The organism is Chondromyces apiculatus DSM 436, assembly GCF_000601485.1.
GTDB classification, from domain to species: Bacteria; Myxococcota_A; Polyangia; order Polyangiales; family Polyangiaceae; genus Chondromyces; species Chondromyces apiculatus.
Genome location: NZ_ASRX01000041.1, coordinates 35,649 through 60,274, shown reverse-complemented (window position 1 = coordinate 60,274; position 24,626 = coordinate 35,649). Strand labels below are relative to the sequence as shown.

Below are 24,626 nucleotides of genomic sequence, written 5' to 3'. Positions count from 1 at the left end.
GGGGGGTTCTCAGCCTTGTCGGGGGGCGACGGGCTCGCCGAGGGTGACGTCGTGGATGCGCCCCTCCAGGACCTGGAAGGACGCCGTCAGGGGCTCGCCTGAGGGGCCAGATGGCCAGGAGGAGACGGTGACCCGGTCCCCGTCGATGCGGATCTCGGGCCGGCCGGCGGAGAGGACGCTGAGGAAGGTGAGCGGGGCGGTGCCGTGCTGCACGACGGCGAGGGAGGGGACGGGGACCTTCTCGGCGTAGTGGCGTGACAGCCAGCCGCGCGGGGGGTCCTCCTGGCCGCGGGCGACGTCACCTGCGAGCGGCGCCCCGGTCATGCTGGTCACGGTGACGCAGAAGGGTCCGGAGGGCGTGGTGAGGGTGAGCGTTCCGGCGGCAGGGTCGTGGTGGTGCGGGAAGTCGCCGCCGAGCCAGTGAAGGCGGGCCGTGTGCTGTCCCTCGCCGGTGACGAGATCCACCACCACCCAGAGGTCGCCGTCGACCTGGAGCACGGAGCGGCGGTGCACGCAGCCGCCCGGGTGGCGCGCGTAGCCATGGTGCTCGCCCGCGACGAGGGCGTAGCGGTCGTGGTGGACGAAGGAGAGCCGCCTGGCCGGCGCGGGGTAGAGGTTCTTGAAGCGCCGGTAGAGCATCATCTGGTCGCGGCCGTCGACCGTGAGGGTGTTGTGGGCAGCGGTGCCCACGAAGTGCTCGTGCCAGCGCGCAGGGCCGTTGTAGAGGTAGCTGCCAGGGTCGACGAGGACGTTGTGGCCACGCCAGGCGACGTCGAGGCTGAGCATGTCGATCTGCGAGAAGCGGTGGCGCAGGGTGCCGCAGCGGAGGACGCAGAAGCTCCCGGGGTCGTCGAGCCGGAGGGCGTGGTAGCCGGTGACCGCGAAGGAGACCGAGGTGCGCGCGCGGGGCCGGAGGGGGGCGTCGAGGAGGGCGCGGGGGCCGGCGAACCAGGCGGCAGGTTCGTCCCAGGGGCCAGGCTCGTAGAGGCGCTCGCCGCGGGTGATCACGCTGAGGGCCTGGAGCACGGGGCGGAAGTCCGGGTAGTCGCAGGTGGAGAGGGGGGCGGGCAGGGCGCCGTCATTGGAGCCGAAGTTGGGCAGCCATCCGGCAGGGGCCTGCTGGGCGTACAGGAAGTCGAGGGAGCGCTCCATGGCGCCGGTCCAGGCGGCAGGTAGCTCCTTGCCCTGGCGACGGAGCAGCGCCGAGGCCCAGAGGTAGGTGTGCATCGCGACGCGATGGTAGGTGTGGGACTGCTGGATGTAGCCGCCGTCCTCGTACACCTGGGCGTCGCTCTGCTCGTCGAGGAGATGGATGCCGAGCGCGCGGAGGCGGTCGGCGGCAGGGGTGCCGGGGAGGACGGTGGCGAGGAGGAGGATGCCGAACGCCTCGGAGATGAGGTGGTTGTTGTAGACGGCGTGGCGGGCGTAATCGAGGTGGCGCTCCAGGTGCACGAGGGCTTCGTGGAGGGCCCTCCCCAGCTCGGGCGCGAGGGCGACGAGCGCCGGGTCCGGGCCGAGGCTGGCGAGGCCGAAGAGCCAGGCCATGCCGCGGAAGGCGATCTCCTGGCCCGAGGCCCAGTGGATGCCGCGGCCGTAGGGGTTGTCGGCGATGAAGGCGCGGATCTGGGAGGCGAGGGCGGCGGCGAGGTGAGGGCGGTCGGCCGGGAAGAACGCGGCGGCGCGGCCGAAGTGGTAGGCCTGCGGGAAGCGGCCGATCTCCCAGGTCAGCTTGACGTCGCCGACTTTTCCTTCGTCCGCGAGCGCGCGCGACCAGTGCTTGCGGTCGTCCCACCTGCGGCCGTTGAGGGGGTTGCGCTGCCAGTCGATGCGCCCGTCGGCGGTGCTGTAATCGCCGACCCAGCGGCTGAAGCAGAGCACGCGGCCGCGGGTGGCCTCGTGGGCCAGGCGGCGGAGGTGCGCGAGGCGCTCGGGAGGCATGCGGTCCCGCAGCGCGTCGGCCACCGCGGGGCCATGGTCGAAGGGGATGGGGCGCACGAGCGCGGCGAAGCTGGGGACGTCGCCGAGCGCCGGGGGAGGGTCGCGCTCCTCCAGCGCCACGGCGCCGCTCCGGAGGCCGAGCTCCCATTGCACCCGGAAGGCGAAGCCCGTGGGGCCCAGCTCGCGGGCCTCCTGGACGGCATCGCGGGCGCGTTCGAGGAGGGGGCGGGAGGGGGCAGGCAGAGGAGGCGAGGCGCCGACGCTTGAAGGCGCAGGCGCAGGCGCAGACGCGGCGTGCGGGGTCTGGGTGGGCGGCGGGGGGGGAGGCTCGGAGAGCCGTGCGAAGAGGAGGTCGGGATCGCTGGAGAGGGAGCGGGGCACGTCCTCCTCGGCCGGGGTGGCGTCGAGGAAGATCTGGGCCCACGCCTCCAGCGCCACCGCCTTCCAGGTGAGGTCGACCCAGAAGGGCTGCCCGGGCTGATCGAGGAGCGCCGTGAGGCCCCGCATGTCCCAGAGGCCCCGGTTCCGGGCGCGGCTCCCGAGGAGCAGTTCGCGGACGAAGCCGTGGTGCCGGTCCCGCATCCAGCGCTCCACGGGGGTGTCGAAGCCGACCTTGCGGCGGCCCAGGATCTCCTGGGGGAGCAGGTCGGCCACGGCGCGGCGCAGGACCCACTTGGTGGCGCCGCCGCGGATGCGCAGCGAGGGGTGGATGCGCGCGGCGTGGCGCACGAGGCGCGGGTCGGCGAGGGGCACCCGCGACTCCAGGCCATGCGCCATGCTCATCCGGTCGTCCTGGTGGAACAGGCCCGGCAGGTAGGTGCGCACGTCCCAGTGCAGCACCTTGTCGAGCGGGTCACGGGCGGGGGAGCGGTCCACCTCCTCGAAGAACAGGGCGCGGCAGGCCTCGCGCGAGACGATCTCCCTGGCGCCCACGATGCCGCGCCAGACGCGCTCGGGGACCTTGGCGAAGGCCTCGAAGTAGAGGGAGCGCCAGTCGCCCGCGTGCACGGCGACCCTGGCCAGCCGCTGCAGGGTGCGGGCCTCGATGAGCTGCCGGAACAGGTTGCCACCCACGCGCGGTGAGGGCTCGTGCTCCGCCGACGGCTCGTGTCCGGCGTGTTCGCCGTGTCCGCCGTGTCCGCTGCGCCCCTCACCCCAGCCGAGCTTGCCTTCGGCCCAGAGGCGCATCACCCGCAGCGGGTCTGCCAGGGCATAGCGCGCGTAGCCACCGAACACCTCGTCGCCCGCCTGGCCGCCCAGGCACACCTTCACGTGGCGCGCGGCCAGGGCGTTGATGTGGAACATGGGGATCATCGCCGGGCCGATCACCGGCTGGTCCTGGTGGTAGAGGCAGCGCAGCAGGTCCTCGGGGAAGGTGTCGCCCGTCAGCGTGAGCAGGTGGAGGTCCACGCCGAGGGCGCGCGCGGCGGCCTCCTGGAAGGGGCGCTCGTCGATGACGCCCTGGCCCGAGAAGTGGACGCCGAAGCAGGGGGGGCGCACGCCGGCCTGGAGCGCGAAGGCGGTCACCGCGCTGGAGTCGATGCCGCCGCTGAAGAAGGCGCCCACCGGGACGTCGGCCATGAGCTGGTCCTTGACCACCTCGGCGAGCTTGTCGCGGAGGGTGGCCACCACCTCCTCGGCGGGGGTGCTGTCGTGCTCGAAGCGGTCGAGCCGGAAGCAGGTGCGCCGCGAGATGCCGCGCGCGCTGATCTCCAGGACCTCGCCGGGGCGGAGCTGCTGGATGCCCCGGAACATGGTGCGCTCGAAGAGGGGCGTGTGGAAGTGGAGGAACTGGTTCAGCCCCTCCTCGTCGAGGGCGCGGGGGACGTCGGCGCAGGCGAGCAGCGCCTTGATCTCGCTGGCGAAGACGATGCGGGTGCCGTCGTCGTGGTAGTAGACCTGCTTCACCCCGATGGCGTCGCGCGCGAGCGTGAGCACCCGGCGGCGCGCATCCCAGATGGCGAGCCCGAAGATGGCGGCGATGTCGCCGAAGCAGCCGGCGCCGCGCTCCTCGAAGAGGCGCAGCAGGGTCTCCGTGTCGCTCGATCCGCGGAAGGGGCGCCGGGCGGCGAGCGCCGCCCGGAAGCGGGCGTGGTCGTAGAACTCGCCGTTGTAGGTGATCCAGAGCGAGCCGTCGTCGCTCGCCATCGGCTGGGCGCCGGTGGGGGAGAGGTCGACGATGGCCAGGCGGCGGTGCCCCAGGCCGACCGGCCCGTCGAGGTGGATCCCCTCCCCGTCCGGGCCGCGGTGGGCGATCCGCCGCGTCATCCGTTCGAGGAGGAGACGATCGGCTGGACGGTCCTGCGCGCCGTAATGAAAGATGCCCGCGATCCCGCACATGCTGTCCTCACGGAGGCGCGACCGCGGGGATCTCCCCGGGCGCGCTACAGACCTCGGGGAACCCCTCGCGCAGGCTGCGCACCGCGAGCAAGGAGGCTTCCGTCACACCCAGCACATGCTCCCACGGGATGGGCGGCACGCCACCGCGGCAGGCGCGGAAGAAGGCCTCCAGCTCGTCTTTCTGTCCCTTGTCCTTGCCCGCGCGCTCGCGCTGGACCTCGCCGTTCGCCCAGATCTCGAGCGTGTCCCAGCCGTCGAGGATGGCCACCTTGCCGCCTCCGAAGATCTCGATCCGCTCCGGCGGGAGCGCCCGATCGCCGCCGCTCTGGTACGACACCGAGGACACGCTGCCGTCGTGGTGGCGGAGGGTGATGAAGACCCGGTCGTCGGTGGTGTCGAGTCCGCCCACCTTGCCCACGGACTCGGCGTAGACCCGGAGGGGCGGGCTGCCGGTGAGCGCGACGCAGGTGTCGATGGCGTGCGTGGCTTCTCCGACGATGCGGCCGCCCCCGACCTCTTCGTCCTGGACCCAGTGGTCCGGGGGGATGGGAGGGACGGAGAAGCGGTAGCTGATGCTGAGGGGCTTCACCGCCGCGAAGAGCTCGCGGAGGCGCGTGGTCGCGGGGGCGAAGCGGCGGTTGTAGCCGACCATGAGCACCGGGCAGCGCTCGCCCAGCGCGTCGACGCAGCGGGCGATGGCTTCGAGCTCCTCCATGCGAATGCACAGGGGCTTCTCGACGAACACGTGCTTGCCGGCCCGGAGCGCGGCGATGACCAGCTCGGCGTGCAGGTCGTGCCGGGTGGCGATGAGGACCGCGTGGGTGTCAGGGTCGTCCCAGATCTGCTGCACCTCGGTGGTCGCGTAGGCGTAACCCTTCACGCGTCCGCTGTGCTCGGCGCTCATCCCTTTGGCGGTGCACAGGCCGCGGAAGCGCACGCCGCGCTGCTGTTCGAGCATGGGCATGAGGATGAGGCGCGCGTAGTTGCCGGCGCCGATCAGGCTCAGGCCGACGTCTCCGTGGGCGAGCGGCGGCGCGCGTCGCAGCTCCACCCGCCGCGAGGGCCGGGGCGGCGCGGGCGGGTGCTCCAGGATGACGCCGAGGAAGGGCGCCTTGGTGGCGCCGGTGATGAGGTCGTAGGCCTCGGGGGCGCGGTCGATGGCGAAGCGGTGGCTGGTGAGCCGCTCGACGGGGAGCTTGCCCTGGGCGATGGTGTCGAGGACCGCCTCCATGTTGCGCTGCATGGTCCAGCGCACGTGGCCGACGGGGTAGTCGATGCCCTTGTCCGCGTAGGCCTGGTCGAAGCGGCCCGGGCCGAGCGAGGAGGAGACGGTGAAGGTCAGCTCCTTCTCGAAGAAGGGCTGGCGCGGGATCTCCAGGCCCACGACGCCGACGAGGACGATCTTGCCGCGCACCCGGGCGGCGGCCGCTGCCAGTTCGATGGGCGCGTTGCTCGCGGTGGCGGCGGTGATGATCACCGCGTCGACGCCGTGCCCACCCGCGAAGGCGCGCACGCGGTCCGGCGAGGGGTTGCCCGCCACGACCTCGTCGGCGCCGAGCGCCCTGGCCAGCTCCAGCTTGTCCGGGTCGAGGTCGGTGCCGAGGACCCGGCAGCCCTGGGCCTTGAGCAGGCAGACGGTGATCTGCCCGATGAGCCCGAGGCCGATCACCAGCACCCGCTCGCCGAGCCCGAGGCCCGCGAGGCGCACGCCCTCCAGCGCGATGGCGCCGACCGAGGTGTAGGCGGCCTGCTCGAAGGAGACCTCGTCGGGGATGCGGGCGCAGAGGTTGGTCCCCACGGCGACCACGCCCGCGTGGGGGCCGGCCACCGCCACCCGGTCGCCAGGCTTGAGGTGCGAGACGCCGCGGCCCAGCTCCAGCACCACGCCCGCGGCCGAGTAGCCGAGCGGCATGGGCTCGTCGAGCTTGGCCACGACCTGGTGGAAGGTGGTCACGAGCCCCTCTTGCCGGACCTTCTCCAGCACCCGGCGCACCTGGTCGGGGCGCTGGCGGGCCTTGCCGAGGAGGCTCTTGCGCGCAAGCTCCACCACGTACCGCTCGGTGCCTGCGCTGAGGAGGGAGGCCATGGTGCCGACGACGACCTGGCCCGGACCGGCGATGGGCGCCGGGATCTCGCGGACGGTGGTCCGACCGCTGCGGACCTCCTGAACGACCTGCTTCATGGGGCTCCTGCGCGGCGGGGCGACGTCGTCCGGCCGTGCGGAGACCGTTCTACTCCACCATGGCCCGCAGCGTGAGCCCTCCTGCAGGCGCGGGCCCAGGCGAGGCCCCCGCGAGCCGCGCGAGCGCCGCGGCATCGAGGGGCTTCACCACCCTCCCCTTCCTGCCCGTCACCGCCGTCGCCGCGCCGAGAGCGCGGCCGAGGGCCACCCGAGCACCCGAGGCGGCAGCGTCCAGCAGCGCACCCAGGCCCGCCTCGCCGAGGTGCTTGCCCGGGTAGAGCGACCGGAACGGCTTCTCCATGGAGCCCTCGATGGCCGAGGCCGTGGAGAACGCCAGGGCGCGCCGCGACTCCACCCCGGAGGGTGGCGCGGTGCCGTCGAGCCCACGCAGCGCGGCTTCGGCGAGCATGCAGAGCTGCGCCGGGAAGAGAGGGGCGTCGGTGGCCACCACCAGGACGCTCCCGGGCGCGGGCGAGCGCACCTCGGCGGCGTTCGCTCCCGGCGCGGCGGCGCTGGTTGCTCCCGGCGCGGCGCCGCCGTGTGCTCCCGGTGCCACGCCGCCGTTCGCCGCGCAGAGCACGCCCAGCTTGTACGCGGCGCCGCCCACCTGGAGCACGCGCGCGCCGTCCCCTACCCCGCCCTTGCCGCCCAGCGCGCACAGCCCCCGCCCGATGCCGACGCTCCCGCAGGCCACCGGGCCGGCCTGCGCCTGCTCCACGGTGCGCAGCACGTCGTCGTGGCCGATGGGGCGACGCCGCTGGTCGTTGAGGTAGCCGTCATCCAGGCCGAACACGAGGGGAGGCCAGGCGTCGTCCACGGGCAGCTCGGGGTCGCGGCGATGCCCGCGGGTGATCAGGGCGTCGTAGGCGATGCCCACGGTGGTGGCATTGCACAGCAGAATGGGCGAGGAGAGCGTGCCGAAATCCTCGGCGACCTGCACGCCGGTCTGACCGAGGCCTCCCCCGGCCGAGGCCATGCCGACGAAGAGCTTGCGGTGCCGCACCGACGAGGGATACGGCAGGATGGCCGTCAGCCCGGTCTGGACCTCGCCGTCGTCCACGGTCAGGTGACCGACGAGCACCCCGGTCACGTCGGTGATCGATCCCTCGCCCGCAGGTTCCGCCATGCCCTTTTCCTAGCGCGTCCGTGCGCGTCCGTGCGCGTCCATCCGCGGAAAGCTACCGCGACCGCTCCGGGGAGAGCGGGCGTCCGTGCTTGCGGAAGATCTCCGGGAGCCGTTCGAGGGGCAGCGCGTGGGCGGTGTTTCCGTCGATGCCCGTCATCGTCTCGGCCATGCACAGCGCATTGAGCACGGCCTCCTCCGTGGCCTCCACGGCAGCCTGGATGGGGAGGTCCATCTGCTCCTCGTTCCAGATCCGCGCGTCGACCACGGGCTGGCCACGCCTGGCGCGGGTGCCGCTGGAGAAGAAGAGCAGGAGGTCGCCGGAGCCATGCATGGACACCGCACCCGTGCGCGCCAGGCCGAGGGCCATGCGCTTGCAGAGCTGTCCGAGCTGGTGGGGCAGCATCGGCGCATCCGTGGCGCCCACGATGAGGATCGACTTCGTCTTGCGCCCCTCGTACGGCATGAGGTCCTTGATCTCGCTCCCCACGGGCACGCCGTCGATGCGGAGCTGCAGGCGTCGACCGTGGTTGGCCTGCACCAGGACGCCGAGGGTGTAGCCGCCGTGGCTCCCGGGGAGGCGCCGGGACGAGGTGCCGATGCCTCCCTTGAACCCGTAGGCGAGCATCGCGGTGCCGCCGCCCACCCCGCCCTCGACCACGGCGCCGCTCCTGGCTCCCCGGAGCGCCGCGAGGACGTGCGCGTCGTCGAGGTGCCGGCCCTCGGCGTCGTGCAGGAAGCCGGCCCAGGTCTCGCCCACGACCGGCATCGGGACGGGCGCGGTGTCGCCGATCTCGGGGTAGGCGTCGAGCAGCCAGGTGGTGGCACCGTTCATCACCCGGCCGATGTTCGAGGTGTCGGTGAGCAGGAGGGGGACGTCGAGCAGGCCGCTCCGGTCGACGTTGCCGAGTCCCGTCAGCTCGCCGTTGCCGTTGAGCGTGAAGCGCGCCGCAGCCACGGGCGCGCGGTAGACGTCGTCTGCGGGCACGATGGCGGTGACGCCGGTGCGGATCGGTCCCTTGCCGGGGACGAGCCGCCCTTCCCCCTCGATGCGCGTCGTGTGCCCGACCCGGACGCCAGGCACGTCGGTGATGGCGTTCCAGGGGCCTGGAGGCAGGGTGCCGATCACGATGCCGAGATCGCGCAGGCGTCGCCGCCCGGCAGGTCGCGCCGGAGCGAGCGCCGGAGCGAGCGCAGGGGGCGGAGCGCCGCAGCCTCCCGCGAGGGGCGCCACGAGGGCTGCCGACACGGCGCCCGCGAGCAGCTCGCGGCGCGAGAGCGCGCCCACGTCACCCGGGTCGAAGGAGCGTCCCTGGCTCATGAGGGCTCGTCACTCGTCCTGCTTCTGGTTCTGCCACTCCTGCCGGCGGGTATCCTGGGCGCGCTTGCGGGCGCGTGCATCCTCGATCTGGCGCGGGATCTCGTCGAGCCTCGTCCGGTGCAGCTTCTGGCTCAGCTCGTACATTCCGATGTCACGCTCGGGCAATTTGGCGCGGTACTCCGCGAGCGTCACGGTCGCGAATTCGAGGTAATCCTCCGAGAGCTGCTTGCGGTGATCATAATACTGCTGAATCTCTTCGTCGGAGGCGGTCCCCGATTGCACTTTCCCGAACATCTCGTTCCAGTGCTGCGTGTCTTCCGCGCGCTGCTGCAGGATGATGGGGTCCTGGGTGGGCGCGCCGAGCTGCCAGTAGAGGTTGTCGGGGATGCGCTTGCGAAGGGCCATCAGGTCGACCGGGTAGTCGCCATCCGGCACCCGCTCCGGAGGTGGGCCTCCCCCAGGTGCTGCCTCCACCTCCGGCGTGGCGGCGGGATCTGCGGGGGACGGGTCGCGTTCCGTGGCGGGCGTCGCGCGCTTCGTGGACGCTGGCTCCGCGGGCCGCGCAGCAGCTTCCTTGCCCTGGGGCGCGCCCTCCGGAGGTGCACCGGGCCGCAGGAACAGCGCGAGCGACACGACGACCGCCGCGGCGGCCACGAGCACCACGGCCCACTTCCAGCCGCCACGTTGCGCTTCCGGAGGCATCGTGCGCACCATACCGACCCCCCACGGGAATGACAACCAGCGCACCGGCGCGACAACGCGGCGCATCAAGCATGCGCGTCGTCCTGCGCAACGACCACGCGCGCCACCATTTTTCACTCCGCCGGCAGGCATCTCCCGACCCGCCGTTCGTGGACAGTTGCGCTCGCAACGCCATCAATGCCCAAGTTGGTCCATTCAACGCAGGTCGAGCGCAAAAAGGCGCCCATTACGGAGCGAAACGGTGCGACGCACCGCATTCGCGGCTGTACATGGGCCGCACGCGCGGGCTAGCATCCGCCCTCCTATAACAACGGCGGAGGATGGCTGATGCAGCGTAATCTCCTGATGGGTCTTGGTTTCGTGGCGGCGACGGCGCTGTCGAGCACGGCGAGCGCGTCGGCGCTCATCGAGGGTGCCCTCGACCTGCTGGTGGACGGCGGCAACAACTTCACCTGGCAGAAGGTGGAGCTGCCCGGGACGACGTGCGGCAACGGCTCCCAGTACAAGTTCTTCGTCAGGAACACCGGCTCGCAGAACGTCCTGTTCTTCATGGAGGGCGGCGGCGCCTGCTGGGACTACGACTCGTGCAGCGGTCGCCTCGGCATGCTGGGCGCTGCCAACCCGAACGGCCTCGGGGACGACTACATGACGACCTTCACGGCGAAGTACGTGTCGCCGCTCGTCAACGGCGCCGATCCCGGCCTCCCCGGGCGCAGCCGCACCGATCTGCCCACCAAGGACTGGAACATCGTCTACCTGCCCTACTGCACCGGCGACGTGCACGTCGGCGACAAGACCGTCACCTATACCGATCCCACCGGCGTGGAGCCGCCGCTGGTGTGGCACCACAATGGGTACGACAACACCATCGCCGCCGCCAACTACGCCAAGTCGCTGTTCCCCAACACCCAGAAGCTGCTCGTCACCGGATTCAGCGCAGGCGGGACGGCCACCGCGGCGGGGTACTACTTCATCCGGAAGATCATCGCCCCCAAGAACAAGGGCTATTACCTGAACGACTCGGGGCCCATCTACCTCGCCCCGAACGCGAACTCCAACTCCCGCCCGCTCCACAACAAGATCCGCCAGTCCTGGGCGCTCGACGGCGTGTTCGCCACCCTCCCGAGCACGTTCAATCCGAACAACATGGGGAGCATCAACGACATGGTGGCGAAGGCGTACCCGAACGATCAGCTCGCCTACACCGCCTACACGCGCGACTACAACTACTCCCGCTACTCCTACGAGCGGTTCTACACCCCGAACGACCAGGAGGCGGTGCTGGTGCGCTGGAAGCAGGACCAGGATGCCCTGGTCAACCAGCTCAAGACGAACACGAACTTCAGCTACTTCATCCCGCACCACCGCGAGATCAACGACAGCCACTGCAGCACGATCATCACCTTCATCGGCAGCCACGCCTGCAAGGACATGAAGAAGAAGACCGGGCTCGAGATCTTCGAGATGCCCTGGAACCAGGGCTACAAGTGTCCGAGCGAGATGGTCTCGATGACGACCTTCCTCCAGCGCTTCATCAACGAGAACAAGGTCGTCCGCATCTACGAGCCGGAGAACTGGTACAACAACGACGACGCCGGCATGTCCATCGTCGGGCCGCTCATCAACGGCGCCCTGGGCGGCTGAGCGGTTGAGCGGTTGAGCGGTTGAGCGGTTGAGCGGCTGAGCGGCTGAGCGACCCTCCACACCCCCTGCGGCGCGCGCCGTTCATCAATCGTGGTGACCGGCGACGCCGCGCTTCCAGTACCCCGACGTCCGCATCCAGTCCTTGCTCAGGCCCCGCTCCTCCCGGAGGTAATCGCGGATCCTGCGCACCGTCCCGCTCTCACCAGCCACCCACGCAAAGCCGTCGCCTCCAGGAAAGGAGGCGCCACGGACGGCGGCTTCGAGCAGATCGGTCGCGCCGGCCTCCGCGCCATTGCGGTGCAGGTACGTGAGCTGCACCTCGGCCTTCGTCTCGAACCGCTGCTCCTCGGCCGCGTCGGCGACCTCCACGAAGACCTGCGCCCGCGCCCCCGCGGGCAGCTCCTCCAGACGGCGGCCGATCGCCGGCAGCGCGCTCTCGTCGCCGACCAGCAGGTACCAATCGAAGTCCGCCGCCACGATCAGTGATCCGCGCGGCCCTCCGACGCCCAGCCGATGGCCGGGCTTCGCCGACGCCGCCCAGCGCGTCGCGGGGCCGTCGCCGTGAATCACGAAGTCGATGTCCAGCTCCCCGGCCGCCGGGTCGTGCCGGCGCGGCGTGTAATCGCGAAGCACGGGCCTGGGCTTGCCCTCGGGGAAGGTCAGGCCTCCCGGGCCCAGCGTGGGGACGGGGACCTCCACCTCGCCCTCCGCGGGGATGGCCACCTTCACGTGGTCGTCGGGGGCGTCGCTGTGGAAGCCCTCCAGGTCCGCGCCGCCGAGCGTCACCCGGGCCATGTGCGGGGTGATCTGCGTGACGCGGCGGACCTCCAGGATGCGGAATTTGACCGGAAAGGGGCCACGCCGAAACACACGTTCGGACTGCGACATGGACAGTGCTCCTCGCGATGAGGTGACATCGCAGCAGCGCGCCACCCCAACCCAGGGGCAATCGCAGCGCCGTGCGCCAGCTCTGTTGAAAACTATATTCAACAAGATGCCCCTGTCAAGGCACGCGGCAGCCCACCGCCACCCGCGGGCCCGCCCGGCCACCCCTCGGTCGCGGCATGGCGGCACACCGCCGTGCACGGGTCTGAACAGCCCTCCGCAGCGCGCCCCGGGGCTGCCTGGGCTACACGTTCCTCCGGGGCATGGACGTGGCGGCGCCCCGCTCGGCGCACGCGACGGTGCACGTGAACGGGGAGCTGTTCGGGCGCTATGCGACCGTCGAGTCGACCGACAACGACACGTTCCTGAATGCCTGGTTCGGGAGCGATGAGGGAAACCTGTACGAGGGCGCGTACGGCAGCGACATCTACGTGGGGTTGGAGGACACCTTCGAGCTGGACAAAGGAGACGACGTGAACTTCGCCGACATCACCGAGTTCGCGGAGGCACTCGACCAGATGACGGACCCGGACACCTTCCTCACCGACGTGGCGGAGGTCATCGACATCGAGGCCTACCTGCGCTTCGCGGCCACCGGGATCTACATGGGATACTGGGACAGCTACGTGTCGGAGTGGCAGAACAACTACTACATCTACCGGCGCCCCTCCGACAGCCGCTGGGTGTTCATCCCCTGGGGCATCGACCAGACGTTCTCCAGCACCATGAACCCGTTCTTGAGAGAAGGCAGGGTGCAGAAGATGTGCATGGACTCCCCGCCCTGCAAGCAGCGCCTGGCACAGACCTACGAGGAGGTGAGCGCGCGCGCGAGCTCGATCTGGTGGGACTGGCGACGGGGCTCGGGCCGTTCCTCTGGGACGCGGTGCTCGACGACCCCCGCAAAGAGGTGGACCCGGGCAAGGTCTCGTCGCGCATGGCCTCCAGCATCGATTACCTCACGAATCGTCCTGCGATACTGACGGATCAGATCGCGTGCGTGAACCTGTACGGGGAGGACCAGGATGGCGATGGCGTTCCGCGCTGCGACTGCGATTGCTCCTACTACGGCTGCAACTGCGATTGCAATGACCAGGGCGCGTCCGTGTACCCGGACGCGCCGGAGCAATGCAATCTGGCCGACGACAACTGCGATGAGGTCTGGGATGAAGACCCGTCGTGCCCTCAGTGCGTGATGGAGCCCGCGCCGGGCGGCGGCACACTGGCGTTCTGCTTCTCACCCTTCCTCTGGAGCAACGCCGAGGCGGACTGCGTGGCGCAGGGAGGGCACCTCGTCTCCATCCACGATCAGGCGACCCAGGACGCCATCGTCTCCACGGCGCAGTCGATCGCCAGCGGGTACTGGTGGATCGGCTTCAACGACCAGGACGAGGAGGGCGTGTTCACCTGGACCGACGGCTCCCCGGTCGACTACGCGTCCTGGGGCGTCGGCGAGCCGAACAACTCCTACGACCTGGAGCACTGCGTGTACCTGAGCGTGGGCGTGGGCGGCGGCGCCTGGGACGATCTCCCCTGCGACTACGAGACGCGCTACGTCTGTCTTCTGCCCTGATGCCGGCCGCGACCGGAGCTTCCGGGCCTCTCCGATCCAGAGGCGTCCGGAAGCTCCCGCCCTCACCGCGCCAGGACGCGAGGGGCGCGGAGGTCGCTCACGGCGACGTGAACAGCTCCATCCGATCGTCGTCGGAACTGCGACGCGGACAATGCCCTCGCGACGAGGTGACATTGCAGACCTCCGCGCCTCGAAAGCCGCGTACCCTACAGGTCACCCTATGCTGCTTCACCGCTTCGCCAACCTTGCCCTGCTCCTCTCCGCCACCCTCCTGACTGCCGCGTGCGGCAGCGACGACCCCGACGGGAGCGGCGGAAGCCCTCCCGGCACGGGCGGCGAAGGCGGCGACGTCACCTCCGGGGGAGGAGGCCCAGGCGGGGCCGGCGGCGCGGGTGGCGCGGGTGGTGAGGGAGGGTCCTCCACCAACGCCGTGGACCCGGCCGAAGCGCTCTTCGCGGGCACGAGCATCCCCCGCTTCGAGATCACCCTCACCCAGAACGCGATCGCTGCGCTCGACGCCGAGCCCTACGAATACGTGAAGGGCGACCTGCGCGTCGAGCTGAACGGCGAAGCCATCGACCTCGTGGACGTCGGCGTGCGCATCAAGGGGAAGGCCGGGTCGTTCCGCACGATCTACGAGAAGTGCGCCTTCCTGCTTAACTTCGACAAGTTCACCGACGACCAGACCCTGCTCGGCCTCGACAAGCTGGCCGTCAACAACATGGTCCAGGACCCGAGCATGATCCACGAGCGCGTGGGCTACACCCTCTTCCGCGGCATGGACGTCGCCGCGCCGCGCGCGGCGCACGCCACAGTGTACGTGAACGGGGAGATGTACGGGCTCTACACCGCCGTGGAGTCCACGGACAACGACACGTTCCTCAACACCTGGTTCGGCAGCGACGAAGGGAACCTGTACGAGGGCGCGTACGGCAGCGACATCTACGTGGGGTCGGAGGGCTCCTTCGAGCTGGACAAAGGAGACGACGTGAACTTCGCCGACATCACCGAACTCGCGGAGGCGCTCGACCAGATGACGGACCCGGACACCTTCCTCACCGACGTGGCGGAGGTCATCGACATCGAGGCCTACCTGCGCTTCGCGGCCACCGAGATCTACGTGGGGCACTGGGACGGCTACGCGTACTGGCAGAACAACTATTACATCTACCGGCGCCCCTCCGACAGCCGCTGGGTGTTCATCCCCTGGGGCATCGACCAGACGTTCTCCGATTACATGGACCCGTTCTCGACCTACGCCAGGGTGCAGAACATGTGCACGGCCTCCCTGCCCTGCCGGCAGCGCCTGGCGCAGACCTACGAGGAGGTGATCGCGCGCGCGAGCGACCTCGATCTGGTGGGACTGGCGACGGGGCTAGAGCCGTTCCTCTGGGACGCGGTGCTCGACGACCCGCGCAAGGAGCTGGACGCGGGCTCGGTCTCGTCGAGCATGGCCTCGACCATCGATTTTCTCACGAATCGCCCCGCTGACGTGATGGGGCGGCTCGGGTGCGTGGACCCGGAAGGGGTGGACCTGGATGGCGATGGAGCCTCGGGCTGCGGCTACGATTGCAACGACCAGGACGCGTCCGTGTACCCGGGCGCGCCGGAGCAATGCAACCTGGCGGACGATGATTGCGATGGAGTCTGGGACAACGACCCGTCGTGCCCGCAGTACCTGATGGAGCCCGCGCCGGGCGGCGGCACGCTGGCGTTCTCCTTCTCGCCGCGCACCTGGAGCGACGCCGAGGCGGACTGCGTGGGGCAGGGAGGGCACCTGGTCTCCATCCACGACCAGGCGACCCAGGATGCCGTCGTCTCCACGGCGCTGTCGATCGCCAACGGGGACTGGTGGATCGGCTTCAACGACCAGGACGAGGAGGGCGTGTTCACCTGGACCGACGGCTCCCCGGTCGACTACACGTCCTGGGGCGGCGGCGAGCCGAACAACTACAACGACGAGGAGCACTGCGGGCACCTGACCGGGGGCGGCGGCGCCTGGAACGACCTCACCTGCTACTACGGCGCGCGCTACGTCTGCCGCCTGCCCTGATGCGGGCCGCGACCGGAGCTTCCGGGCCTCTCCGATCCAGAGGCGTCCGGAGGCTCCCGCCCTCACCGCGCCGGGCCGCGAGGGGCGAGGAGGTCGCTCACAGCGTCTTGATCAGCGCCATCAGCTCGTCGTCGGAGGCGTAGACCTCGGCGATGTCGCGGCGGTCCATGAGCCAGCCCATCAGGCGGCGGGAGGAGACGCGCGCGGAGGCGAGCTGCTCGGCGGCCTCCTCGATCTCGAAGGTCGGCTCGACCTCGATCATCTCCTTGTCGAGGAGGAGCTGCAGGAAGCGCCGGGAGGTGACCACGGGGTCCTGCACCTGCGGCGCCGGCTCGGTGGCCGCCTCACTCGGATTCATGGTGAGGACCCGCTCCAGGTAGTCGGTGAAGGACACCTCGGGCTCCGGCGGTGCGCCCCGCTTGGCTCCGGAGGCGGCAGGGGTCGGCCCGCCCACCCAGGTGATGCGCCCCTCGCGGGTGAAGGCCGCGTAGCGCCCGGGCCGCTCCAGCGCGAACGCCACGAGGCCGCCAGGGACGCGCGGATGGTCGCGGCGCATCGCGCCCGTCAGCGAGGCGATGCCGGTCGCGTCCACGATCTTCACCGGCTTGGCGATCGATCCCACCGTGGTGGAGAACCACAGGTAGTCCGCCGGCAGCTCGACGCCGAGCTGCTCGCCGACGTGCTGGGCCTCCTCCAGCGAGGGTGCCTCGGTCCCCGAGGCATACGGGGCGAGCTGCTCGGCCAGCTTCTCGCGGCGCGCCTCCACCTCGGCCCAGAGCGCCTCGTCGACCTGCTCGTCGAGCCACTCGGAGAAGGGGGTCGGGAAGGGCGCGTCCTCCTCGATCTCGGGCTCCTCGTGGTCCCAGAAGGCGATCCCCATCTCCTGCGCCTTCTCGCCCCAGGGCTCGGGCTCGGTGCGGAGGTCGAAGCAGTGGTAGTTGCCGCCGCCGTCGTGGGCGAAGGGCACGTAGAACTCGGGCAGGGGGGAGTCGGCCTCGCGCGGCTGCGCGATGAAGATCTCCAGGGGCCAGGCCACGCGCCCGACCTCCTCCACGAAGGCGCGGTACGAGGGAGGGAGCGGGCGACCGAGTTGCTTCTCCATCGCCGCGATCTGCGCTGCAGTCGCGGGCTCGGGGGAGAAATCTCCGAGCATGGCCTGGTTCTTCTCGACGAGCAGAAGGTGGACGCGGCGCATCGGCCGGCACTCTAAAGTGCCATCACGAGAAAAACCAGTTTCGACGCGCGATTACGGCCCATCGCGCCTCACGTCCGCGCTGCCGGCGGAGTTCGCGGCGCCGGCGGCGTTTGCAGCGTCACCGGCATCACCGTGCCCAGCAGCGGCAGCGGCGTCCCCGGGCAGAGGTGGGTCCCCTGCCCGGCCGGCTTCGGTCGGCGCTTCAGGCCGGGACCGCCTCTGCGCCTGGCCGGTCCCAGTGCCGGTGCTGCGCGAGGGCCTGGATGAAGGCGCCCGCGAAGGCCACCAGATCCGGGGCTCCCTGGGAGGTCACCACGCCCTGGTCGACCACGGCCCCCTGCCCTCCCTTGGCGTCGGCGAGGGTCACCGCCGGGAACGGGACGGCGCGCAGCATGTCCACGCCTTCTCCCGTGGCCCCGACGGTCTTGTGGTGCTTGAAGGCTTCAAGGACGAAGTGGATGGCGGACCCGTCCTTGAGGAGCGCCTCCACGCTGGCCTTCCCGCCAGGGATGAAGACGGCGTCGAACATCACCGAGGCCGTGGTGGGCAGCGCCATGGTCACCGGCACGGCCCCGCCCTCGGCGCTCTTCAGCTTGCCGAGCCGCGGGCCGATCACCTCGACCGTGGCGCCCGCCGACTCCAGCGCGGTCTTCACGTCCTTCAGCTCCCCTTCGCTCACGCCGTCGGCGACGAGCGCGGCGACCTTGCGGGTCTTCACCGAGGTCTTGAGGGTGTTCTCCATGCTGAGCGAGGGAGAGGTGGAGCTGCCGGCGACCGCAGGCTTCCCCGGCCGCCGCCCCACGGTCTTCAGGGCGGTCTGCACGTCGACCCCGATGCCGTCGGCGACGAGCTTCGCGAGCTGGGCGTCGACCTCGGTCAGGTTCACGATCATGCGCTGCCGGATCTCCTCGCGCTCCACCTTGCCGAGCTCGAAGCGGAAGGCCTTGACGATGTGCTCCTTCTCGGGCGCCGACATGCTCACCCAGAAGAGCCGCGCCTGGCTGAAGTGGTCGGCGAACGTCTCGGCGCGCTTGCGGATCTTCTCTCCCTCGACGCGCTCGGGGTAGTGGACGTAGCCGCCGTTCGCGAGGTTGGCGAGGTGCGGGCAGCCGCCGCCGATGGAGTTCGGCGTGTAGTTCGCCTTGCGGGTGGGGATGCGGTGCTGGTGGAAGCCGTCCTGCTGGTGGTTGTCGACGGGCGCCACCGGCTTGTTGATGGGGATCTGGGCGAAGTTCGGGCCGCCGAGGCGGGTGATCTGGGTGTCGAGGTACGAGAACAGGCGCGCCTGCATCAGCGGGTCGTCGGTGACGTCGATGCCCGGCACCAGGTTGGAGACGCAGAAGGCCACCTGCTCCGTCTCGGCGAAGAAGTTGTCGGGGTTCCTGTTGAGCGTGAGCTTGCCGACCCGACGCACCGGCACCAGCTCCTCGGGGATGAGCTTCGTCGCGTCGAGCAGGTCGAAGTTGAGCTTCTCGGCGTCTTCTTCCTCCACGATCTGCAGTCCCAGCTCCCACTCGGGGAAGTTGCCCTTCTCGATCGCCTCCCAGAGGTCGCGGCGGTGGAAGTCCGAGTCCTTGCCGGCGAGCTTCTGGGCTTCGTCCCAGACCAGCGAGTGCACACCGAGCAGGGGCTTCCAGTGGAACTTCACGAACCGGGACCGCCCGTGCGCGTTCACCAGCCGGAAGGTGTGGACCCCGAAGCCCTCCATCATGCGGTAGCTCCGCGGGATGGCGCGATCGGACATGGCCCACATCAGCATGTGGGTCGTCTCCGTCTGCAGGGAGGCGAAGTCCCAGAACGAGTCGTGCGCCGTGCCTGCCTGGGGCATCTCGTGGTCAGGCTCGGGCTTGGCGGCGTGGATCACGTCGGGGAACTTGATCCCATCCTGGATGAAGAACACCGGGATGTTGTTCCCCACGAGGTCGAAGTTGCCCTCGTCCGTGTAGAACTTGACGGCGAACCCGCGCACGTCGCGGACCGTGTCCGCGGAGCCGCGGGAGCCGGCGACGGTGGAGAACCGCAAGAACACCGGGGTCTTGCGCGAAGGGTCCTGGAGGAACTTCGCCCGGGTGAGGTCGGCCAGGGACTCGTAGACCTGGAAGTAGCCATGCGCCGCCGAGCCTCTGGCGTGGACCACGCGCTCGGGAATGCGCTCGTGGTCGAAGCGGGTGATCTTCTCGCGGAAATGGAAGTCCTCGAGGAGCGTCGGCCCCCGCTCGCCCAGCTTGAGCGAGTTGTCCGTGTTGCTGACCCGGATGCCCTGATCCGTCGTCAGGTACGCTTCCCCTGCGTTCTCGCGGTGATGCGCGAGCTGCGCGTCCTTCTTATCCGTCTCCGCGCCCGTGGGCGCGCTGCCGTCCTGACTCATGCGATCTCTCCTCCGCCTCAGAGCCCACCCCGGGCATCCAGTCGGCACGGTTGGCTCTGATGATCGAGGTCGCGATCCTGCTCCGTGCATGGCGGCCTTCGCGAGTGTGAAAATTCTGGGGTACGTGGTGCGGATCCGCCTGACGGCGCTCCGCCGTACGCCGAAAGGAGAGAGTCTGTAACCTTCGTCGCGGCCCCTTCCCGGTGGGCTAACGATTTACGTCCCGAAAGACCGCGCTGTGCTCCGCTGCGCCACATGTTGCCGTCGCATCCCGCAGGCCCCCTGTCCCCACGACGGCTGGACACCCCCGCCGGGAGACGCGCCACCACCGCTGCCGCTGGTCGCCGAACCGCCTCCCGCTGCCCCCGGCTTCACCGTGGGCGAACCCGTGGGCGCCGGGGGCTTCTCTGTCGTCTTTGCTGCCACACGCGAGGCTGACGGGGCGCCGACGCTCCTCAAGGTGGGCCGGGTGGCTGCTCCGGTGCTCCTTGCGCGGTTCCAGCGGGAGGCCAGCGCCATGGAGCGGGTGGGCCCGCCCCATGTCCCCACGCTTCACGCGCAGGGTCGCACCGAGGATGGGCGCCCCTACCTGGTGATGGAGCGGTTCTTCGGCCAGACCCTGGCCGAGTGGCTCGCAACGCAGCCGTCTCCCCCGCCGCTCCCCTGGACGGTCCGGTTCATGGACGCCCTCCTCGCGGCCGTGGATGCGGCGCACGCGCGCGGTGTCGTCCACCGCGACCTCAAGCCCGAGAACATCTTCCTCGCCGGAGCCGAACAGCGCGTGGTGTTGCTCGATCTCGGCCTGGCGCGGCGCCCCGACCAGGATGAGCCGGAGCTCACCAGGACGGGCGTGACCCTGGGCACGCCTCACTACATGGCCCCGGAGCAGATCCACGCCTCGCGCACGGCGGGCGCGCCCGCGGACCTCTACGCACTCGGGGTCATCCTCTACGAGCTGCTCACGTCGCGCCTCCCGTTCGGGGGTGACCTCGGCGCCGTGGAGCACGGGCACCTGGCGCTCCGGCCTCCCCGTCCCCGCGAGCACGCTCCCGTCCCGGCGGCCATCGAGGAGCTCGTCCTCGCCTGCCTCGCCAAGGAGCCCTCGCGCCGTCCCCCGAGCGCCGCCGCCCTCCGGGAAGCGCTCGCCGCGGCGGCGGCGACGGCCTCAGCCTGGTCTCCGGCCATGCCCGTCGCGCGCCACCTCCTCGCCGAAGGCCGCCACCCGGTCGTGCTCGCGGTGATCGAGGGGAACCTCGACGCCCGCTTCCTCGCCGGCGTCACCGCGCGTCACGGCGGCATCCTCGCCAGGCAGCAGGCCCGCCGCGCCGTCGCGGTCTTCTCGGGCCAGGACGTCGAGCACCCTGCCGGCGCCGCGCTCGCCATGGTGCGCACCCTCGCGGAGGTGCCCGGTACCCGCGCCGCGCTGCACCTCGATCGCGTCCTCCTGCGTCGCCGCAAGGGAGCTGCCCTCACGGCCTACGGCGCTGCCGTGGAGCGCCCCGACACCTGGCTCCCCGTCGAGCCCTGGTCCGGCGTGCGCTTCACCCCTGCCTTCGCGGCCATCGCGCCCGACTCCGCAGCAGCCACGATCCCCGCCGACACGCTCGAGGTTGCGCCCGGCACGACGGGCAGCCGGTCCACCGTCGCCCCGCCCGGAGCTCCGCTGCTCGGCCGCGACGAGGTCCTCACCGCCCTGGAGGGGAGCGCGCGCGTCCCCTTCGTCGAGGCACGCCCGGCGCTCTTCACGCTGCTCGGCGAGCGCGGTCTGGGCAAGAGCCGCCTCGCTGCCGAGGCCGCGGCGATCGCGCGGAGGCTCCGGCCCGAGGCGACGGTGGTCCCTCTCTATCCCCCGGTGGGCACGGTCCACGGCCTGGGCGAGGAGCTGCTCCGCAACCTCGCCGCCCTCGCGCCCGGGACCAGCCCCGAAGGTCGCCCCGAGGGCCTCGCCGAGACCATCCAGCGTGCCGCGCGCGAAGCTCCCGTCGCCATCGTCCTCGATGACGCCCAGCTCGCCGACCCCGAGCTGCTCGATGCCCTGGAGCTCTCGACCCTCGACGGGAGCGACCTGCGCCTGTGGGTCGTGGTGGCGGCGCAGCCAGGCTTCGAGCGAACCCGCCCCGGGTGGGGCTCTCGAACCCGCTTCCACACCCGGCGCATGCTCTCTCCCCTCACCGATGGCGACGCCGTGGCCCTCGCGGCGGAGCTTCTCCGGCCCGCCGAGTACCCGCCCGCCGCGGCGCTCGAGCACCTCGCCCGCTGGGGCGACAACAACCCCGCGAGCCTCACCGAGATCGCCCGCGCCCTCAAGCGTGCCGGGGTGGTGCGCCGCCGATCTGGAACGACGAGCTGGTACGTGGCCACGGCCGATCTCCAGGCGGGCACCCCCTCGCCGGCCTGGGCGTGGATCGCCTCCCGCCGCCTCGCCATGCTCCCACCGGAACTCGCCGCCCTCGCGCGCCTGTGCGCCGTGCTCGGCGCCTCCTTCACCCGTGAGGAGCTGGAGCGCGTGCAGGACGCGCTCGACCGCGCCGGCCGTGCCGCGACCCCCGTCGACGTGGGCTACGGCCTGCGCGCCCTCGTCGACGTCGCGCTGCTGGAGTGCGGGCCGGAGCAAGGCTTCTTCTTCGCCAGCGCCATGCTGAGGGACGCGCTCCACGAAACCCTGGAGCCCGCGCACCGCACCGCGGCGCACGAGCACGCCCTCGCGTACTGGAAGGAGCGCGCCGCGCGCGACGGCGAGGGCACCGCCGCCCTGGAAGCCGTGTCCCGCCACGCCGCCGCGTGCGGCCGCCCTGACGAGGCGGGCGCGGCGCACCTCGCGCTCGGGGACCTCGGGTTCGCGCGTCACCGCCACGTCGACGCCGACCAGCGCTACACCGCGGCCCTCACCCTCCTGCCGGAGCACGACCTCTCCCGCCGCGCCGCCGCGCTGGCGGGCAGGGGCAGGTCCCGCTACCGCATCGGCAGGGCCCGGGAAGCCCAGGAAGATCTCGTCGCCGGCCGGGACCTCGCGGCGCGCACGGGCGACCGCGCGCTCGTCGCCCTGCTCCTCCTCGAAGAGGCCACCGCGCTCGACTGGATGCGGGAGTTCAGCGCGTCTGCCGCCCGCGTGGACGAGGCGCGCCCGCTCGTGCACGACCTCGCGTCACCCCGCCTCGCCGTACGCTTGCGCATCGCCGAGGGGCGCACCTGCCACAGGCGAAACCAGACCCTGGAATCGATCGCCCTGCTCCGGCAGGCGGTTGAAGAGGCCACCGCGCTGGAAGACGACGAGAGCCGCTCCATCGCGCTGCTGCTCCTCGCTCCCCAGCTCGCCCTCACCGGAGAGCTGGTCGAGGCCCAGGCAACGTTCGGCGTGCTGATCGACCTGCTCACCGCGACGGGCGACCTCCCCCACCTCGCCAGCGCGCACACCAACCGCACCTTCCTCTGGGAAGCCTTGCGCGAGCCGGACCGGGCCCTCGCGGACCTGGCGCAGGCGATGGCGCTCACCCGCCAGCTCGGCGACCCCATGCTCGAACGCCTGGCGGCCTGCAACGTCTCGGATGTCCTCTACTGCGCAGGCCGCAGCCTGGAAGCGCTGGAGGTCGCGCAGCGCGCCTGCTTCCTCGAAGAGCGCTTCTTCCCTCACCCCGTCGCCTGGGGCAGGCTCAACGCGGCGCGGGCCCTGGTGATGCTGGAGCGCCATGACGAGGCGCGCTCCCTCGTCGAGGCCCTCGTCGTCAGCTCCCCCGTGGACCTCACCCAGGCCTCACGCATCGCCGCTGGCCTTCGTGCCTTGCTGGAGATGCTCCAGCTCGTGCTCTCGGACCTCGGGGCGCTCACCCCCGAGCTCACCCCGGCCCGCACCTGGGACGCGCTGCTGCAGGCCTGTGAGGAGACCCTCCCCGCCGACTGGGTCCTCGAGCTGGTCTACTGGAGGGCCAGGATGGCGCTCCGCAGCAGTCGAAGCGCCGAGGCCGAGGCGGCGCGCCAGCGCGCGGTCGCGCTGGATCCCACGAGCGGCTGGACGTCTCGCATTCACGCACTCTTCACCCCCTCCCCGTCGTGACCCCCAGGCCGCGGGCGTGACAGGCAGCCCCCCTGTCACGTGACACCGCGGACCCACGCGCTCCGATGTCACGTGACAGCAGCCCGCCGGCGCTCGCCCGCGCACCCGAGGATGCAGGACAACCGCATGTCTCTCGGGTGAAGCGCCCTGGCATGCCTGCTGCAGTGACCGGGAGACACGAAGACGTCGAGGACGTCTGGAGGAGAGCGTCATGACCTCGTTGTCGAAGAAGCTTGCTTTGCTGGGCCTGATCCTCGGAGCGCTGGCCACTGGCTGCCTCTCCACCGAGGAGGATGGCGAGGGGCTGGAGGTCGACGGTGTCTCCTACGAATCGATGGAGGGGCCCATCGATACGAACAACGGTCTTCACCCGGATCGCGTCTACGAGGCTCTCGGCTCGTTCAACGCGACCCTCGACAATCGGCTCCTCGCGCCCGACGGCACCACGATCGACCAGGCGCAGAGCACCCTGGGTTTCCCCGACGACCATTCCGATCTGTTCAGCTACCTCGTGCGCGCCGCGCTCCCGCAGGAAACCTCGGTCCAGGACAGCAATGGCACGTCCTATCCAGGCGAGGGGCTCCTGAACCTACAGGGCGCCTGGGAGACCGGGACGCTGACCTCACGAGACCAGTCCTCGATCCGGGAGACCGTCTGGGCATTTACCAAACCCTATGGCCACCTCCAGATCTGGCTGAGCGGCATGACCGTGAAGACCCCCCCCCACAGCCCCGGGCCCCTGGGGCACTACTACAGAGAAGCCGTCTGGTCCTCGTACAGAACGACGTCGCCGAACACGTTCGGCGGGGGCGAGGACAGCGAGAATGCCAGGGGCAGTTCGGAGGACCCTCCGGAAGCCCCTGGCCAGGGCCAGTGGCGCGACGTCGTTTACATCTTCTCCGGGCACCCTGCCCTCGCGTTCTCCTCGACCAACGGGCTGGCGCCGCCGAGCAGCTACGACGTGTACCGCTACTGCGGGAACTACGCGGGGCAAGGTTGCAGCATCGAGCGGGTGGTCGTGCAGACCATGGACAACCACATCAACCCGGCCGGCTATGCGCGATTCATGAACGACTGCGTGATGGTGCCGCGCGACAATCAACCCATCTGCAACGGAGTCCCCGCCGTCACGTCCTACGTCACCATCCACGGGGGCATCGCGATGTGATCTCTGCGCAGGCCTGCGAACGAGGTCGATCTCGACCTGGTCCTGCGCCGCGGACGCCGCGCCTGCCCGCGCCCTGTATACTCCGC

At 70.8% G+C, this 24,626-nt stretch carries 13 protein-coding genes and 1 pseudogene; 6 read left to right on the top strand and 8 right to left on the bottom strand.

The window, feature by feature from the left end; all coding sequences use genetic code 11:
- Positions 1-9 precede the first annotated feature (9 nt).
- The 5 genes from asnB to CAP_RS24570 are packed head-to-tail and all read right to left on the bottom strand — an operon-like array spanning position 10 to position 9,606.
- Positions 10-4,278: an asparagine synthase (glutamine-hydrolyzing) gene (asnB, locus tag CAP_RS24590; protein WP_044245203.1), complete on the bottom strand. Its 4,269-nt coding sequence runs from the start codon at positions 4,276-4,278 to the stop codon at positions 10-12.
- A gap of 7 nt (positions 4,279-4,285) precedes the next feature.
- A complete protein-coding gene (locus tag CAP_RS24585) occupies positions 4,286-6,460 on the bottom strand; it encodes a bi-domain-containing oxidoreductase (RefSeq protein WP_044245201.1) in 2,175 nt (724 codons plus the stop codon).
- Positions 6,461-6,509: 49 nt separating this feature from the next.
- Positions 6,510-7,586 carry a P1 family peptidase gene (locus CAP_RS24580; protein WP_052375848.1) on the bottom strand — a complete coding sequence of 359 codons (1,077 nt, stop codon included), beginning with the start codon at positions 7,584-7,586 and terminating at the stop codon, positions 6,510-6,512.
- Between the two features lie 52 nt (positions 7,587-7,638).
- A complete protein-coding gene (locus CAP_RS24575; RefSeq protein ID WP_052375846.1) occupies positions 7,639-8,904 on the bottom strand; it encodes a DmpA family aminopeptidase in 1,266 nt (421 codons plus the stop codon).
- A 9-nt stretch (positions 8,905-8,913) separates the two neighbouring features.
- Positions 8,914-9,606, bottom strand: a complete 693-nt coding sequence (locus CAP_RS24570; RefSeq protein ID WP_044245259.1) for a hypothetical protein — start codon at positions 9,604-9,606, stop codon at positions 8,914-8,916.
- Positions 9,607-9,933: 327 nt separating this feature from the next.
- Here CAP_RS24570 and CAP_RS24565 point away from each other — a divergent pair, with 327 nt between their 5' ends.
- Positions 9,934-11,250 carry a pectin acetylesterase-family hydrolase gene (locus CAP_RS24565; protein WP_044245198.1) on the top strand — a complete coding sequence of 439 codons (1,317 nt, stop codon included), beginning with the start codon at positions 9,934-9,936 and terminating at the stop codon, positions 11,248-11,250.
- Between the two features lie 84 nt (positions 11,251-11,334).
- On the opposite strand, the gene CAP_RS24560 is transcribed toward CAP_RS24565, so the two are convergent.
- Positions 11,335-12,138: a siderophore-interacting protein gene (locus CAP_RS24560; RefSeq protein WP_044245197.1), complete on the bottom strand. Its 804-nt coding sequence runs from the start codon at positions 12,136-12,138 to the stop codon at positions 11,335-11,337.
- 236 nt (positions 12,139-12,374) lie between these two features.
- On the opposite strand from CAP_RS24560, the pseudogene CAP_RS53950 reads away from it, so the two are divergent.
- The 3 genes and pseudogenes from CAP_RS53950 to CAP_RS24550 form a co-directional block, all read left to right on the top strand.
- Positions 12,375-12,890, top strand: a pseudogene (locus tag CAP_RS53950) (CotH kinase family protein); the annotation flags it as partial.
- 86 nt (positions 12,891-12,976) lie between these two features.
- Complete coding sequence (locus CAP_RS45470) at positions 12,977-13,705, top strand: lectin-like protein (RefSeq protein ID WP_197041336.1); 729 nt, start codon at positions 12,977-12,979, stop codon at positions 13,703-13,705.
- A gap of 220 nt (positions 13,706-13,925) precedes the next feature.
- Positions 13,926-15,758, top strand: a complete 1,833-nt coding sequence (locus CAP_RS24550) for a CotH kinase family protein (RefSeq protein ID WP_052375838.1) — start codon at positions 13,926-13,928, stop codon at positions 15,756-15,758.
- A gap of 97 nt (positions 15,759-15,855) precedes the next feature.
- On the opposite strand, the gene CAP_RS24545 is transcribed toward CAP_RS24550, so the two are convergent.
- Together CAP_RS24545 and CAP_RS24540 are read right to left on the bottom strand one after the other, a co-directional pair.
- Positions 15,856-16,953 (bottom strand): SMI1/KNR4 family protein, encoded by a 1,098-nt coding sequence (locus CAP_RS24545; RefSeq protein WP_044245194.1) that lies wholly within the window; start codon positions 16,951-16,953, stop codon positions 15,856-15,858.
- Between the two features lie 202 nt (positions 16,954-17,155).
- Positions 17,156-19,321: a catalase gene (locus CAP_RS24540; protein WP_044245191.1), complete on the bottom strand. Its 2,166-nt coding sequence runs from the start codon at positions 19,319-19,321 to the stop codon at positions 17,156-17,158.
- Positions 19,322-19,697: 376 nt separating this feature from the next.
- Here CAP_RS24540 and CAP_RS24535 point away from each other — a divergent pair, with 376 nt between their 5' ends.
- Together CAP_RS24535 and CAP_RS24530 are read left to right on the top strand one after the other, a co-directional pair.
- Positions 19,698-23,372 carry a serine/threonine-protein kinase gene (locus CAP_RS24535; RefSeq protein WP_052375836.1) on the top strand — a complete coding sequence of 1,225 codons (3,675 nt, stop codon included), beginning with the start codon at positions 19,698-19,700 and terminating at the stop codon, positions 23,370-23,372.
- 211 nt (positions 23,373-23,583) lie between these two features.
- On the top strand, positions 23,584-24,540 hold the full coding sequence (locus CAP_RS24530) for a hypothetical protein (RefSeq protein ID WP_044245186.1): 957 nt from the start codon (positions 23,584-23,586) through the stop codon (positions 24,538-24,540).
- The last annotated feature ends 86 nt before the right edge of the window (positions 24,541-24,626 follow it).

What these genes read in the sequence shown, in the direction of transcription:
- asnB (WP_044245203.1), bottom strand. Translation starts at nt 4,278, where the DNA reads ATGTGCGGGATCGCGGGCATCTTTCATTACGGCGCGCAGGACCGTCCA.
- CAP_RS24585 (WP_044245201.1), bottom strand. Translation starts at nt 6,460, where the DNA reads ATGAAGCAGGTCGTTCAGGAGGTCCGCAGCGGTCGGACCACCGTCCGC.
- CAP_RS24580 (WP_052375848.1), bottom strand. Translation starts at nt 7,586, where the DNA reads ATGGCGGAACCTGCGGGCGAGGGATCGATCACCGACGTGACCGGGGTG.
- CAP_RS24575 (WP_052375846.1), bottom strand. Translation starts at nt 8,904, where the DNA reads ATGAGCCAGGGACGCTCCTTCGACCCGGGTGACGTGGGCGCGCTCTCG.
- CAP_RS24570 (WP_044245259.1), bottom strand. Translation starts at nt 9,606, where the DNA reads ATGCCTCCGGAAGCGCAACGTGGCGGCTGGAAGTGGGCCGTGGTGCTC.
- CAP_RS24565 (WP_044245198.1), top strand. Translation starts at nt 9,934, where the DNA reads ATGCAGCGTAATCTCCTGATGGGTCTTGGTTTCGTGGCGGCGACGGCG.
- CAP_RS24560 (WP_044245197.1), bottom strand. Translation starts at nt 12,138, where the DNA reads ATGTCGCAGTCCGAACGTGTGTTTCGGCGTGGCCCCTTTCCGGTCAAA.
- CAP_RS24550 (WP_052375838.1), top strand. Translation starts at nt 13,926, where the DNA reads ATGCTGCTTCACCGCTTCGCCAACCTTGCCCTGCTCCTCTCCGCCACC.
- CAP_RS24545 (WP_044245194.1), bottom strand. Translation starts at nt 16,953, where the DNA reads ATGCGCCGCGTCCACCTTCTGCTCGTCGAGAAGAACCAGGCCATGCTC.
- CAP_RS24540 (WP_044245191.1), bottom strand. Translation starts at nt 19,321, where the DNA reads ATGAGTCAGGACGGCAGCGCGCCCACGGGCGCGGAGACGGATAAGAAG.
- CAP_RS24530 (WP_044245186.1), top strand. Translation starts at nt 23,584, where the DNA reads ATGACCTCGTTGTCGAAGAAGCTTGCTTTGCTGGGCCTGATCCTCGGA.